The following is a 15,415-nucleotide window of genomic DNA, read 5'->3' on the forward strand; positions in this document are numbered from 1 at the left end:
GCAACTCGAATCAAAAAGAACAAACAGCCGGAGAGGACCTCTTGGTTCTCTCCTTTTTCAAAGGAGAAATGATACCGCTTACTCATGTATGCGGATGAAAGGAATAGGAGAAAGATGGATAGACATTTTTTTGAGAAACGCTGTCACTATAGTATAAGAAAATTTGCAATCGGTGCAGCCTCCGTTATGATTGGTGCTAGTATCTTTGGCGCCAATATGGTTCAGGCGGCAGAAACAGCAACACCTTCAGAGACAGAGGGAAGTATCACTCATGTTCAAGCCTTGGATAAGTTACCAGATGATTTAGCCGCTGCGCTTGAAAAAGCAGATGCAGAAGCTGCAACAGAAGCAAGTCATGAAGAAACTCCAGCGACTGATGAGGGAACCAATCCTGCAGCAAGTGAAGAGGCAAAACCAGAGGCAAGTCCTGCAAGTCCCAAGCCAGCAGAAACGCCCAAACCGGTTGAAACACCAAAGGCAGACAATAAACCAGCTGAAACCACTACACCAGCAGTAAAACCAGCTGAAAAGACAATCGAAGATAGAGAAGATATCAACCATCTCGAGGGTGCTACTGCCCAAGCAAACAACCATGAGACTGGGACCAACTTTACTGCAGATAAGGCTATCGATGGAGATGACAATACCCGTTGGGCTACAGATAGAGATGCAGTAAAACCAACTTTTGAATTAACTCTTCCAAAAACTACCCTCATCAAGCATGTAGAAATAGACTGGGATCGTCGTCTTCGTAATGGGCAAAATGACCCCAATATCAAATCTTGGAGTCTCTACTACGCAGGTCAAGAAGACGTGGGCGCTAATGGAGAAAAACAATGGAAACTCGCTCATACCAAGACTGGAGATCCTGTTTTAGACGAGAAAGTTGACTTAGCCAATAGTATTCAAGCTAAATATCTCAAGTTAGAGATCAATGACTATCAAGCGGGCACAATGGGTTGGAGAAACGTTGGAATCCAAGAAATTCGAGCTTATTCAAACGTTCCGGACCATAGTAGGGTAACGGATATCCGCCAAGTAACAGAACTATCAGTAGCAGAAGATGGACAGTCTCTTGTCTTACCAACTTTACCAGGAAAAGTCAGTCTCATCGGAAGCAATAAACAAGGTGTAATTGACCTTCAAAATCACATCCATAAACCTCTGACAGATCAACGCGTCAAGGTCATGGTCCAACAAATCAGAGACAGTCATACCTTTACAAAAGAGTTTGAAGTAGTCATCAAGGGCTTACATCAGGACGAAGGTGTGGGTGTTAAACCAAAAGTAGCACCAGCTGTTCAACAATGGTATGGGAAAGAAGGCCAATCTTCTATCACTTCAGATACAGTTCTTGCGACAGGAGATTCTGGCTTTGATCAGGCTGCAACCTTCTATCAGTCAGACCTTGCCAGTCGTGGATTGGAACTAGCAACAGGTGACAAGCAGGCTCAAAAACGAATCGAATTTAAAAAAGTTGAAAACAAGGGTTATGGTAAAGAAGGGTATGGTATCACTATCCAAAATGATGTGATTACCATCGAAGCTGCCACAAACACAGGAGCCTTCTACGCCACTCGGACTCTTCTTCAAATGGGAGAAAGTAACCTCCAAAATGGCGAAATTCGCGATTTCCCAAGTTTCAGCCACCGTGGCTTTATGCTAGATACAGGTCGTAAATTTATCCCTTATGACACCCTTGTAGACATCATGCTCAACATGGCCTACTACAAGATGAACGACTTGCAGTTGCACCTTAATGATAACTATATCTTCCTTAAGGAACACTTGGCAGGTAAGAATTTAAGTCCAGAAGAACAACTCAAGTATGTACTTGAACATGCCAAGACTGGTTTCCGTTTGGAGACCGATATTGTCGGTACGAATGGTCAAAAATTGACATCAGATGAGCACTATACCAAGGAAGAAATGCAAAATCTGATTAAACTTGCCAAGGCTTTGCATATCAATCTAGTGCCAGAAATTGACACACCAGGTCACGCTCTATCATTTGTCAAAGTCCGTCCAGACCTCATGTATCAAGGTAGTTTGAGCGATTATGCAGGCAAGCACAATGTTGAGCGCGTAGCCATGCTAGACTTGGATAACAAGTACGAAGAAACTCTTAAATTTGTCAAATCAGTTTATGACAAACTTCTCGATGGTCCAGATGCACCACTTCATGGGGTATCCACTGTTCATATTGGAACGGATGAATACTATGGCAGCAGAGAAAGTTACCGTCGCTATGTCAATGATTTGACCCAATATATCAAGTCTAAAGGTTACACCCCTCGTATCTGGGGCTCACTCAGTGCAAAACGTGGAAACACTCCTGTTGACTGGAACGGAGTAGAGGTTGATATCTGGAGTATCGGATGGCAACGACCAAATGAAGCCATTGCTCAGGGAGCTAAGATTATCAACATCACAGATGTACCGACCTATAGTGTGCCAAGTGGAAGCAATAGTCAAGCAGCCTACGGGGACTATGCTAACTACGAACGTCAGTACAATAGCTGGACACCGAATGATTTTAGAACAGGTGGAGGTCCACTTCTACCAGCTTCTCATCCAAGTATCCTTGGTGGTGGTCACGCAGTTTGGAATGATAATATCGACCTTCATGAGACCGGTTTGACCTCTTATGATATCTTTAAACGCTTCTTCAAGAGCATGCAAACCACTGCAGAACGCACCTGGGGATCTGACCGTGCAGCTGCGACCTTTGCAGAACGCACCCTACCAACGAGCCCTTATGCACCCCAGTCAAATCCTGAAAAAGAGATTGATCAAAGTGATTTGTTTACCATCAATCCTGAAACAGTCAAGAACTATGCAAGCAAGAAGGTGAAGGCAAGCGAACAGGGATTGGCCTTTGAGAAAGATAGCAGTATCGAAGGCTTGGCTGGTGATGTTGGTCCAAGTCACGTCTTGAAGTTTGATGTAACTGTCACTGGAGACGGGGAACAAACCTTCTCAACAAGTGGGGACAACCGTATCTATCTAGCTGATAAAGACGGCTACCTTGCTTATCAATTTGAACAGTTCCATATCCAATTCAATAAAAAACTTGAAAAGAACAAACGTTATCAAATCTCCATCGTAACCAAACCACAATCAACTGAAGTCTATGTGGATGGTGAAAAGATTGAGCGTATTGCAAATCCAGCCCACCCTCGCTTTGCCCACAATAGCTTGGTACTACCGCTTGAAAGCATCGGTGGATTCAAAGGAATCTTGCATAGCGCAGAGTTGTCAGACAAACCATTTGTAAATCCTCGCTTGATTTCAAATGATAAGATTACAGCAACCGCAAGCAGTCAGCAACTTCCAGGAAACGCGACTGAAGGCGCTGTTGAAAAGGCCTTTGACAATGATCCAAATACCTTCTGGCATACTAAGTGGACTGGTGACACTGCGCCATACACCCTTACTATGACCTTGAAAGAAGCAGAAAAAGTCAATGGCTTGACCTATCTCCCACGCCCAGGTGGTGGAAATGGTGTTGTGACACGCTACGAAATCTACGCACAAAAAGATGGCCAAATGGTCAAGGTTTCAGAAGGAAACTGGGACAACAACGCCCAAGAAAAAACAGTCAACTTTGCGGCGGTGCATACCAACAAGATTGAGTTGAAAGTATTGGAAGGCGTTGGTGGCTTTGCAAGTGCAGCTGAAGTTCATCTATTGAAACCTGTTAAAAAAGAGCAAGAAACGCCTGCACCAAGTCAACCAGAAAAACCAACTACACCTGAAAAACCAAAAGTAGACCAAACCGGTGATGGAACAGTTGAATTGGCAGATCAATTCACTGCAAGTAAACCAGCTAGCGAAGACAGCATTGCAGCTGCTAGCAAGAGCGCAGACTATCTCAAGAAAGAGTACAAGGTCTTCCCGACTCCACAAAAAGTGACTTATGGAGAAGGAGTCACAGCCCTTCGTAAGCAAGTCAATCTGGTCATGGGCGATCAACTCGATATCTATACTCGCAATCGCTTGAAGAGTGTCTTGCAGGACAATCAAGTATCTTATACAACTGGTAAGGCAGCAATCGCTGGCGCAACCAATATCTATCTTGGGGTGCATGGACAAGGCTCACAAGCAGAGCAAAACTTGTCCAATGTTTCAGCAGGTCTCTTTGACAAGATTGATGCCTATGTTTTGAGTATCAAGGATAATTCGATTTCCATCGTCGGAAAAGACACAGATGCAGTCTTCTATGGTTTGACAACTTTGAAACACATGCTCAAGGAAAGCCAAGTACCAGTCCTTCGCAATGTAACAGTAGAAGATTACGCAGAGCTCAAGAACCGTGGTTTCATCGAAGGATACTATGGAAACCCATGGTCGAATGCCGATCGTGCAGAACTCATGCGTTTTGGTGGCGATTTGAAATTGAACCAATACTTCTTTGCACCAAAAGACGATCCATACCACAACAAGAAATGGCGTGAACTCTATCCAGAAGAAAAACTAGCTGAAATCCGTGAACTCGCTCGTGTCGGAAATCAAAGTAAAACCCGCTATGTCTGGACTATCCATCCATTCATGAACAACCGTATCCGCTTTGGCAATGAAGCGCATTACCAAGAAGATTTGGCAACCATCAAGGCTAAATTTACCCAGTTGATGAAAGTGGGTGTCCGCGAATTTGGTATCCTTGCAGATGATGCTCCAAGCCCAGTCGGAGGCTACAATAGCTATAACCGCTTGATGCAAGATATGACCAAGTGGTTGACTGAAATGCAGGGAACTTACAGCGGTCTTCGTAAAGAAATGATCTTTGTTCCTGGCCAGTATTGGGGTAATGGACGTGAGGATGAGTTGAAATCCCTCAATGAAAATCTCCCAAGTTCAACATCCATGACCTTGACGGGTGGTAAGATTTGGGGTGAAGTCTCTGAAAGCTTCCTTTCAACTCTCAAGAACAATCTATCCGCAGGTGGCAAGACCTATCGCCCAGTTTCACTTTGGATTAACTGGCCTGTAACAGATAACTCGAAACAACACTTGATTCTAGGTGGTGGTGAGAAATTCCTTCATCCAAACGTGGATCCAAGTTTGCTATCGGGTATCATGTTGAACCCAATGCAACAGTCTGAACCATCTAAGATTGCCCTCTTTGCAGGAGCTCAATACTCATGGAAACAGTGGAAATCAGAAGAAGAAGCTAAGAAAATCAATGACATTGCCTTCAACTTTGTAGAAAATGGTCATTTTGAAGATAGCAAGGTATCGGCAGCCTTTCGCGAACTTGGTAAGCACATGATCAACCAAAACATGGATAATCGTGTGGTCAAACTAGAAGAATCGGTAGACTTGGCTCCAAAATTAACAGACTTCATGACCAAGCTCAAAGCAGGTCAGGATGTGACTGCGGAACGTGCAGCCTTGCGTGCAGAATTTGCCAAGATTAAAGAAGCAGCCGAACTCTATAAAGCATCAGGCGATAAAAAAATGGTTGCCCAAATCCACTATTGGTTGGATAATGCAATTGACCAAATGAATGCTCTTGATGCCTTCCTTACAGGAACTGAAGCCATGGCTACAAACGATGCAGCCAAACTTTGGGATAGCTACTATAAAGGTTTGAAATTGTACGAACAGTCTCAAACTCACACCTTCCATTATGTAGACCATATGGAAAAAGCTGAATTGGGTGTTCAACATATTCGTCCATTTATCCTATCCTTGAAGGAAGTTTTAGCGTCTGAGGTTCAAAAAGTCTTGCATCCAGACCAAATCATCAGCACCTTTATCACCAATCGAACAGGTGTAGAAGGTGGTTTGGCAGAAGTAACGGATGGCGATTTGGCAACTCATGCGATTATTAAATCACCAAACAGCATCAAGACAGGTGATTATATTGGTATGAGGTTCAATAAACCAGTAGCGATTCAAACCTTGACCTTTGCAATGGGAACGCAGGCAAATCCACGTGATACCTTTAGTAAGGCAGAAGTGCAGTATCTAGATGAAAATGATAACTGGGTAACCTTGAAAGAGCCAAGCTATGTCGGAAATGAATCCCTTCTTAAGTTTGAAAATCTCAATATCAAGGCCAAGGCAGTTCGCATGATTGCGACAGCAGACCGCGAAAACACTTGGTTTGCAGTTCAGGAAATTGCAGTTAACCGTTCAGTTGAAAAAGCTCGTAGCCAACAAGCAACGACAGTTAGTCTAAGCTCAAACTTGGTTTACAAACTAAATACCTCAGCCCGTCAAATCACTGATGGCAAGGACAATACAGAAGCCATGATGGCAAATGCTGACGGTAGCAATACGACACCAGTAGATGCATGGGCACAACTGGACCTCGGTGAAGTCAAGTCAGTCACTAAAGTACGACTTCGCCAAGGAACGGGTGATAAGCTTGCTGCAGGTGTACTTGAGTATTCTACAGATGGAACGGCGTGGCAAGAGTTGGATCGCCTATCAGGAGAACAAACCAAGGAAGTGACCAGAGCGATCAATGCTCGTTACATCCGAGTACGTAATACCAAGGCCCTCGACCTCTGGTGGCGTATTCAGGACTTCTCTGTTGAGACACGCTCTGGAAACAGTGAGTTAACAGACACCAACGTCGACGCCTTGAAGGAAACACCAGTAGTGGATAGCTTGGGCAGTTACGAGCTTCAAATTCCAGCTGGAACCAAACTCCCTGCTCATAGCTATCTAGGAATGAAGCTTGACCGTATCCATCAAATCAAGAGCATTCAGCTCAAAGGTCAGGTCAACCCAGCTCTTAGCCTAGAGTACTCTGCAAATGCGCAAGAATGGACGCCGGCTAGCCAGTTGACAGACAGATCTGTGGTGAGCCACTTGGTACGTTATGTTCGTCTGGTCAATAAAACAGATCAGGAACAAGCTGTGACAGCCACTTCTCTCCTTGTGACAACCAAAGAAGTGCAACCAACCAAACTAGAATCTACAACTATGGGCATTCATCCAACTTACGGAAGTAATGATGTTCGTAAACTGAACAACCTAGATCAACTATTTGACGGTGTTTACAACAACTTCGTTGAGTTTTCAGACTATGCCCATAAAGATGGCCACGTAACCTTGAAACTTGGTAGCGAACGTACTATCAAGAAGATTAGAGCCTACATCCAAGACGGAACTCAAAACTACCTTCGTGATGGTAAAATCCAAGTCAGCCAAGACGGTAAAACTTGGACAGATGTCGTGACAGTAGGAGATGGTGTAGCTAATAGTCCACACGATGATTCATTGACAGATGGTTGGACACATGATTCTAAGATGCCAGGAAATCGCTATATCGAGGGTGAATTGACGACACCAGTCAAAGCTAACTATCTCCGTGTCCTCTATACGGCAGACTATGATGCCCGGTTTGTAGGCTTTACAGAATTGGTCATCAACGATGGTGAGTTTGTCAAACCAATCAATGATCCAACAGTAGAGGGAAGTAGTGGAGAAAGCCAAGGCAACCTTTATAATAATCTTGTAGACGGCAAAGTCTTGACCAGCTACAAGTCTGAAAAAGACAAGGGCGAATTGGTGTATCACTTGTCTGAACCAACCAAAGCTAACCACCTTCGTCTTGTTTCCAGTATTCCTGAAGGAGCGCAAGCACGTGTTCTTGCTAGAACACTGAAGGATGGCCAAGACAGTTGGCTAGACCTCGGTGCCATTACATCCAGTCTCCAAACCTTCGCTATCCGAAATGGTGGCTCTCTTCTAGACGTCAAATTGGTCTGGGAAGGTGGCAAGGCCGAGTTTTATGAATTGGCGAGCTTCTATCAAGAATTAACAGAAGAAGCTGTTCAATCAAGCAAGGGTGAAGAACCAGCACCCGTTCTTGAGATTCCTGAATTCACAGGTGGTGTCAATGCAGTTGAAGCCCTAGTACATGAACTTCCAGAGTACACAGGACCATTATCGACAGTAGGCGATCAAGCCGCTCCAACTGTAGAGAAACCTGAGTTCAAGGGCGGTGTCAATGCAGTTGAAGCCTTGGTACATGAATTTCCAGAATACACAGGCCCAGTAGCAACAGTAGGCGACCAACCAGCTCCGACAGTTGAGAAGCCTGAGTTCCAGGGTGGTGTCAATCCAGCTGAAGCCTTGGTACATGAGCTTCCAGAGTACACAGGCCCATTATCGACAGTAGGCGATCAAGCCGCTCCAACTGTAGAGAAACCTGAGTTTAAACTTAGCTCTTTAGCTTCCGATCAAGGTAAGACGCCAGATTATAAGCAAGAAATAGCTAGATCAGAAACAGCTGAACAAATCTTGCCAGCAACTGGTGAGAGTCAATCTGATTCAGCCCTCTTCCTAGCAGGTGTTAGCCTAGCCCTATCTGCTCTCTTTGTAGCAAAAACAAAGAAAGACTAGTATTCAACAAAACCTCTTAACAAGATTGCAAAATCCGTTTCCTATCTTTTCCAATGAGGTTTATAGTACGCAGAAAGCCTGAGAAGATTTCTTCTCAGGCTTTTGCTAATCATATAAATACGATACTGCTATGAAAAAATCACCCAGAATACTCTGGGTGATAAATGTTATGGTTGTGCTGGTTGCGGATTCTGGTTTTGTTGGCCAGGGGTTGTATTTGATTGTTGCGTATTATTGTTAGGATTGGTAGTCGTACTATTATTTGTGCTTGTATTTGTGCTTGGAGTAGTTGAGCTTGACTGAGAAGTCGAGCTCTCAGATGTTGAGCTAGAACTTTCAGGTGTTGGGGCTTGCTGTGGAGCAGGTGTGGTCCATGTAGAACGAGCACCATTTTTAAAGACAAATTCTCCACCTCTGTAGAGTCCTTCTGGCATCGTCCAGTCACCAGGATGATCATCTTCAGAGAGATAAGTCATCATTGAACGGTAGACCTTAGCAGCGACATAGAAGCCATCACCAACGATAGGAGTAAGACGATTTGAGTAACCTGTCCAAACTGCCATTGAATATTTACGAGTGTAGCCAACGAACATTTCGTCCGGAGCTACATAACCCGTATTTTTAATGTAGTTTTCAATCTCATCATCTGTATAGTTTGACGTACCAGTTTTACCAGCTTGTGGTAGCCAAGGGAGGTAGGCTCCTCGACCAGTTCCGTATGCCAAGACAGTTTTCATCATATCTGTCATCATATAGGCTGTGGTTTCTTTCATAGCACGTGTACCAGAATCAGAGAATTCTTTTGAACTGCCATCACTAAAGACAATCTTGTTGATATACATAGGTTTGCGGTAGATACCGCCATTGGCAAAAGCAGCGTAAGCCGCAGCCATCTTCTCGCTGCTTGCTCCATACTTTTTGTCAGATTCAGTTGTATTACTTGAAATAGCATTAGCATAGTGTATGCTTGGGTAGTCAATACCGAGTCCATTTAGAAACGTCTTGGCATGATCGAGTCCTACTTTCTCTAGCGTTTCTACAGCCGGCACATTCCGTGATTGCTGGAGAGCATACTGGAGTGTTATGTTTCCAAAGTAACTCTTATCCCAGTTATAGACAGGGGTAGAGGTTCCAGGGTAATTATAAGGACTATCGTGAACAATCGCAGCAGTTGAATCATAAACGCCGTATTCCAAAGCAGGAGCATAGTCTGTAATAGGCTTCATGGTAGAACCCCAGTCACGGTTAGTTTCTACAGCTTGGTTTATTCCAAAGGAAACGTTACTTGATTGGTGGCGAGCACCTAATTGGGCAATGACTTTCCCGTTTGTGACATCAACGATAGTAGAGGCTACCTGTAACTCATCATCTGGATAGTTGACATACTCGTCCGTATTGTAAATATCCCAGAGACGTTGTTGGACCTTAGAATCAACGTTTGTGTAGACTTCCATACCCGTAGTTAAAAGGTTGTAACCTGTTTCCTGTTCAACTTGATCAATCACCTCTTTGAGGTAATTATCCATGTATGGAGGATAACTATTAGCCAATTTTAGGCTTTGAAGTCCATCTGTAATCGGAGTATTAATCGCTTTTTCGTATTGTTCGGCTGTAATGTAACCTTGCCCCTTCATCTCAGAGAGGACGAGATTACGGCGTTCTTGGGCGGCTTCCGGATGCGAGTATGGATCATACTGGTTTGGAGCCTGAGGCATTCCGGCAAGGAGGGCCAATTGAGGGATACTCAAATCTTTGAGGTCTTTGCCATAGTAACTTTGAGCAGCCGTCTGCATTCCGTAGTTTCCGTTTGACATGTAAACCTTGTTGATGTAGTAGGTCAAGATCTCTTGTTTAGTCGCCTTTTGTTCTAGTTGAACGGCAAGCCATGCTTCCTGAGCCTTACGAGAAAGGGTTTGGTCAGAAGTTGACGTAGAGAAATAGGTTAACTTGATCAACTGCTGCGTCAAAGTTGAAGCCCCCTGAAGGCCTCCACCACCACGAAGATTTCGTAGGGTGGCACCTAGGATACGGATAGTATCAATTCCTCGGTGATTAAAGAAGCGATGGTCTTCAATCGAAACAATAGCGTTGACCAAATCGGTCGGTATTTCGTTTGCTTGTGCATTGACCCGACGTTCTGATCCAAGATCAGCGATGAGTTCATCGTTATTGTCATAAATTTTGCTAGACGTTGTAGCGACTAGTTTACTTTCAGAGAGTTCTGGAGCCTTGTTAACATAGTAGAGGAAGAGCCCTCCGCCCAGCATAATAGCTGCGATAAATACAGTTAAGAGGCTGATACTGATATATTTAGCTATTCGCAGGATAGTTTGTTTGTTCATCTTGTTTTACCACCTAGTAAATGTTCTTTGATAATATCGAGGTAGGGAATTTGAGGAAAGGCCCCAGGCTCAATCCTATATCCATTTTCTCGAATATATCCAAGTGGCATTGACTTTTGTCCCATATCTTGATGATAGAAACGGATCAAGTCAATAGCCGGTAATAAGTAGGTTTCTTGCTGAGAAGAAAAGTGAAGGAGGACAAAGCAGATTCCTCGCTGGGCAAGGACCTGTTCCATATGCTGAATCTGATGGTGATGGAAATTCTTCATCGGAATCGCATGTTTTTGCCTAGTTTCCTTTGCTTCAAAGTCGATGTAATATCCATCATAAACTCCTGAATAGTCTGTGGTTGAGGCTTGTCTAAAGTAGGCTTCAACGATCTTGGCTCGACTTCGTTGGGGATAGTCAACACGTACGATTTGGATGGGAGTTGGTTTCTTGTGAATCACTGCCATCCCATGCGACAAGTAATAATCGTTCGTAGCGTTGATCATCTTTTCAAAAGACATTCCCCGATTTGCGAAATTTTTAGTTTGTGACGGGGGAGCTTGTCTCTTCTGTGATGAAATTTTATGTGGATAGTTGACCATAATTCTCCTTATTGGTACAATAACATCACTCTATTATATCATAAATTTACAAAGAAAGGGTTAAAAATGACAACAGCCTTGATTTCAGGTTATTCTGCCTTCGACCTTGGTCTCTTTAATGACAAGGATATTCGCGTTGATATTATCAAAACAGCTATTCGGAGAGACCTGGAGCGTCTAGCAGAGGAAGGGGTGACCTGGCTTGTCTTTACAGGGACTTTGGGCTTTGAGTACTGGGCGCTTCAGGTGGCAAAAGACATGAAAATAGACTATGGATTTCAGCTGGCGACCATTTTTGATTTTGAAACCCATGGCAGTAACTGGAATGAAGCCAATCAAGTGAAGTTGAGCGAATTCAAGCAAGTTGATTTTGTCAAATATGCCTATTCACAGTATGAACACAAGGGACAACTACGTGATTATCAGAAATTTTTACTGGAGAACACAGATATTTGCTATCTTTTTTATGATGAAGAAAACAAAACTAAGTTACAATATTTTTACCAAATGATGAAAAATCAAGCAGACTATGTTACAAGGCAATTAACATTTGATGAGTTAAATGAACTAGCAGAAAATTTTTCTGAAAAGTAACCCTTTGACCTTGATTTTTACTTGTCTTTTTTTATATAATAATACTAGTAACCCAGAATGGAGAGAGACATGGCAAGTATTATATTTTCAGCAAAAGATATTTTTGAACAAGAGTTTGGACGCGAAGTGCGTGGATATAGCAGAGCAGAGGTGGATGAATTCCTCGATGATGTGATTAAGGATTATGAAACTTACGCAGCCTTGGTTAAATCCCTTCGCCAAGAAATTGCCGATTTGAAGGAGGAGTTGTCTCGTAAACCACAGGCGGCTCCAACTCAACCAGACTCTATTGAAGTAACAGCTTCTACTTCAATGACAAACTTTGATATTTTGAAACGCTTAAATCGTCTCGAAAAAGAAGTATTTGGTAAGCAAATCTTAGACAACCAAGATTGATATTGAATAAGGGATGAGTGCAATTTTTGGATAATCGCGTGAAGAGGTTCTCTTTTCATGAGGAAAGTCCATGCTAGCACAGGCTGTGATGCCTGTAGTGTTTGTGCTAGGCGAATCCATAAGCCTAGGGACGAGTGATCGTTACGGCAGTCGAAATGGCTAAGTCTTCGGATAGGTCAGAATAGGCTTGAAAGTGCCACAGTGACGGAGTCTTTCTGGAAACGGAGAGAGTGGAACGCGGTAAACCCCTCAAGCTAGCAACCCAAATTTTGGTCGGGGCATGGAGTGCACGGAAACGAACGTAGTACTCTGACTGCTAGCAGATTTATGCTGTTAGCGGTAGACAGATGATTATCGAAGGAAGTGGTCCTAGTCACTTCTGGAACAAAACATGGCTTATAGAAAATTGCATATAGGTTGGGGCTGAGAAATCTTTCTCAACCTCATTTTTTAAAGTGAACAAGAGAAAGGTCTTGCAAGACTAGAAATGAAAGAACAATTTAATTTAATCGCAACTGCTGCGGCGGGCCTCGAGGCTGTCGTTGGACGTGAGGTGCGAGAACTTGGTTATGATTGCCAGGTTGAAAATGGGCGTGTCCGCTTCCAAGGAGATGTGAAGGCAATCATTGAGGCCAATCTTTGGCTTCGTGCAGCGGATCGCATCAAGATTGTAGTCGGAAGTTTTCCAGCTAAGACCTTTGAAGAGCTTTTTCAAGGTGTTTTTGCTCTAGATTGGGAAAACTATCTCCCGCTTGGGGCGCGTTTCCCGATTTCAAAGGCCAAATGTGTTAAGTCAAAACTTCATAACGAGCCCAGTGTTCAGGCCATTTCTAAGAAAGCTGTTGTGAAGAAATTACAAAAACACTATGCCCGCCCAGAAGGAATTCCCTTGATGGAAACTGGTCCTGAGTTTAAGATTGAGGTGTCTATTCTGAAAGATGTGGCAACTGTCATGATTGACACGACAGGTTCTAGCCTTTTTAAACGTGGTTATCGTACGGAAAAAGGTGGAGCGCCTATCAAGGAAAATATGGCAGCGGCCATTTTACAACTATCCAACTGGTATCCAGATAAGCCCTTGATTGATCCAACCTGTGGTTCAGGAACTTTCTGTATCGAGGCGGCTATGATTGCTAGAAAGATGGCGCCGGGTCTTCGCCGTTCCTTTGCTTTTGAGGAATGGAACTGGGTTAGCGATCGGTTAATCCAAGAGGTCCGTACTGATGCTGCTAAGAAAATTAATCGTGAGATAGAACTGGATATCATGGGCTGTGATATTGATGCTCGTATGGTAGAAATTGCCAAGGCAAATGCCCAAGCAGCAGGTGTTGCAGGAGATATCACCTTTAAACAAATGCGGGTACAGGACTTGCGCACAGACAAGATCAATGGCGTTATCATTTCCAATCCACCATATGGGGAACGCTTGTCTGATGATGCGGGAGTTACCAAGCTCTATGCTGAGATGGGACAGGTCTTTGCACCACTGAAAACCTGGAGTAAGTTTATCCTGACGAGTGACGAAGCTTTTGAAAGTAAGTACGGAAGTCCAGCAGATAAAAAACGAAAACTCTATAACGGAACCTTAAAAGTGGATTTATATCAATATTTTGGTCAGCGTGTGAAACGCCAAGAGGTAAAATAGAAAGGTAAACTCATGAGTAAGAAAAGACACGATCGTCATAAAAAAGAACAGCAAGAGCCACAATTCGACTTTGACGAAGCAAAAGATTTTACTGTTGGTCAAGCAATTCGTAAGAACGAGGAGGTTGAGGCTGGAGTATTGCCTGAAGACAACATCTTGGACAAATACATCAAACAGCATCGCGAAGAGATCGAGGCAGATAAGTTTGAAACTCGTCAGTTTGAAAAAGAAGAGTTGGCTTCTACTCAAAACTTAGAGGAATTGATCCAAGAAGTTCGTGAATCAAGTGAACTTTCTGAAGAGGTAGACGATTCAGACCTGGTTTCCGAGGAATCTATTGAAGAGATAGACAATGAAGAAACTACTCAGTTTGTTCCACCACTTCAAGATGAGGAAAGTACTGAAATGGAGCCTCCCGTTTTAACAGAAACAGCATCCAAGGAAATGAATGAGGAAAATGAGGAACAAGAAGAAACCTATACTTCCCTATCACGATCAGTGCAGACGGAACCTGAAACAGGCTCTAAAAAGAAACGTCTGATTACCATCGTTTCTGTGGTAGCTGCGATTCTTGTTCTTGCTGGGACGTATTATGTCTACCGTCAGGTATCCCGTTCGAACCAAGAAATCCAGTCTTCTCAATCATCTTCAGGAAATCAAGAATCGCAAACCGACTTGCAAGAGTTCAATACGCTTTATGATTCCTTCTATACAGATGCCAATAAGACTGCTTTAAAAAATAGCCAGTTCGATAAGTTGAGCCAGCTAAAAACCTTACTGGATAAGTTAGAAGGTAGCCGTGATTATACACTAGCTAAGTCAAAATACGATAGCCTAGCAACTCAAATCAAGGCCATTCAAGATGTCAATGCCCTCTTTGAAAGTCCAGCTATTACTGATGGTGTCTTGGATACCAATGCTAAAGCCAAGGCGGATGCTAAGTTCACGGAAGTTAAAACGGGAAATACAGAGCTTGATAAACTGTTAGCTCAGGCGATTAGCCTTGGTAAGAGTCAACAAACAGCTCCTTCAAGTTCTAGCACGAGTCAAGCAAGCTCAAGTTCAGCTACAGAAAGCAGTGCAAGTAGTACGACACCTTCAACAAGTACCACAGCACCAGCTAGAGATACAAATGGTGGTTTATCTGGCGATGGGGTTAATCTTCAAAGAAGTGTTAGTCGTGTACCCTACAACCAATCAGCTGTAGACGATAGCAATAACCCTGCTTGGACGTTTGCAGATGGTGTATTGGAACAAATCCTAGCAACCTCACGTGCTCGTGGCTATATCACTGGCAACCAATACATTCTCGAACGTGTCAATATTGTAAACGGAAACGGCTATTACAACCTTTACAAACCAGATGGAACCTACCTCTTCACCCTCAACTGTAAGACGGGTTACTTTGTCGGTAATGGAGCTGGTCACGCAGATGATTTGGATTACTAGGAGTCCGTTACAAAATTCTTTCCTTTCATAGG

General features: G+C 43.4%; 7 protein-coding genes and 1 other RNA gene. 6 read left to right on the plus strand and 2 right to left on the minus strand.

Annotated features, from left to right (window positions below):
• Positions 1-114 precede the first annotated feature (114 nt).
• Positions 115-8,364 carry an SIALI-17 repeat-containing surface protein gene (locus tag PG086_RS01880; protein ID WP_270747555.1) on the plus strand — a complete coding sequence of 2,750 codons (8,250 nt, stop codon included), beginning with the start codon at positions 115-117 and terminating at the stop codon, positions 8,362-8,364.
• A 167-nt stretch (positions 8,365-8,531) separates the two neighbouring features.
• Here PG086_RS01880 and pbp1a read toward each other — a convergent pair whose 3' ends face one another.
• Together pbp1a and recU are read right to left on the minus strand one after the other, a co-directional pair.
• Positions 8,532-10,706, minus strand: coding sequence for a penicillin-binding protein PBP1A (pbp1a, locus tag PG086_RS01885; RefSeq protein ID WP_270747558.1), 2,175 nt, complete (start codon positions 10,704-10,706; stop codon positions 8,532-8,534).
• Entirely contained in the window at positions 10,703-11,299 is a 597-nt protein-coding gene (recU, locus tag PG086_RS01890; protein ID WP_270747562.1) for a Holliday junction resolvase RecU, read from the minus strand. Before recU ends, pbp1a begins: the two co-directional genes overlap by 4 nt.
• A 66-nt stretch (positions 11,300-11,365) precedes the next feature.
• Between recU and PG086_RS01895 the strand changes: the two genes are divergently transcribed.
• The 5 genes from PG086_RS01895 (at position 11,366) to mapZ (ending at position 15,383) form a co-directional block, all read left to right on the plus strand.
• Positions 11,366-11,893: an SLOG family protein gene (locus tag PG086_RS01895; RefSeq protein ID WP_000205321.1), complete on the plus strand. Its 528-nt coding sequence runs from the start codon at positions 11,366-11,368 to the stop codon at positions 11,891-11,893.
• A 69-nt stretch (positions 11,894-11,962) separates the two neighbouring features.
• Positions 11,963-12,289 (plus strand): cell division regulator GpsB, encoded by a 327-nt coding sequence (gpsB, locus tag PG086_RS01900; RefSeq protein WP_061418633.1) that lies wholly within the window; start codon positions 11,963-11,965, stop codon positions 12,287-12,289.
• 22 nt (positions 12,290-12,311) lie between these two features.
• Positions 12,312-12,693, plus strand: an RNA gene (gene rnpB / locus PG086_RS01905) — RNase P RNA component class B.
• Between the two features lie 83 nt (positions 12,694-12,776).
• Positions 12,777-13,934, plus strand: a complete 1,158-nt coding sequence (locus PG086_RS01910) for a THUMP domain-containing class I SAM-dependent RNA methyltransferase (protein WP_084868305.1) — start codon at positions 12,777-12,779, stop codon at positions 13,932-13,934.
• A gap of 12 nt (positions 13,935-13,946) precedes the next feature.
• Positions 13,947-15,383 carry a cell division site-positioning protein MapZ gene (gene mapZ / locus PG086_RS01915; RefSeq protein ID WP_270747569.1) on the plus strand — a complete coding sequence of 479 codons (1,437 nt, stop codon included), beginning with the start codon at positions 13,947-13,949 and terminating at the stop codon, positions 15,381-15,383.
• Positions 15,384-15,415 lie beyond the last annotated feature (32 nt).

This window comes from Streptococcus halitosis, from assembly GCF_027691175.1.
GTDB lineage: Bacteria > Bacillota > Bacilli > Lactobacillales > Streptococcaceae > Streptococcus > Streptococcus halitosis_A.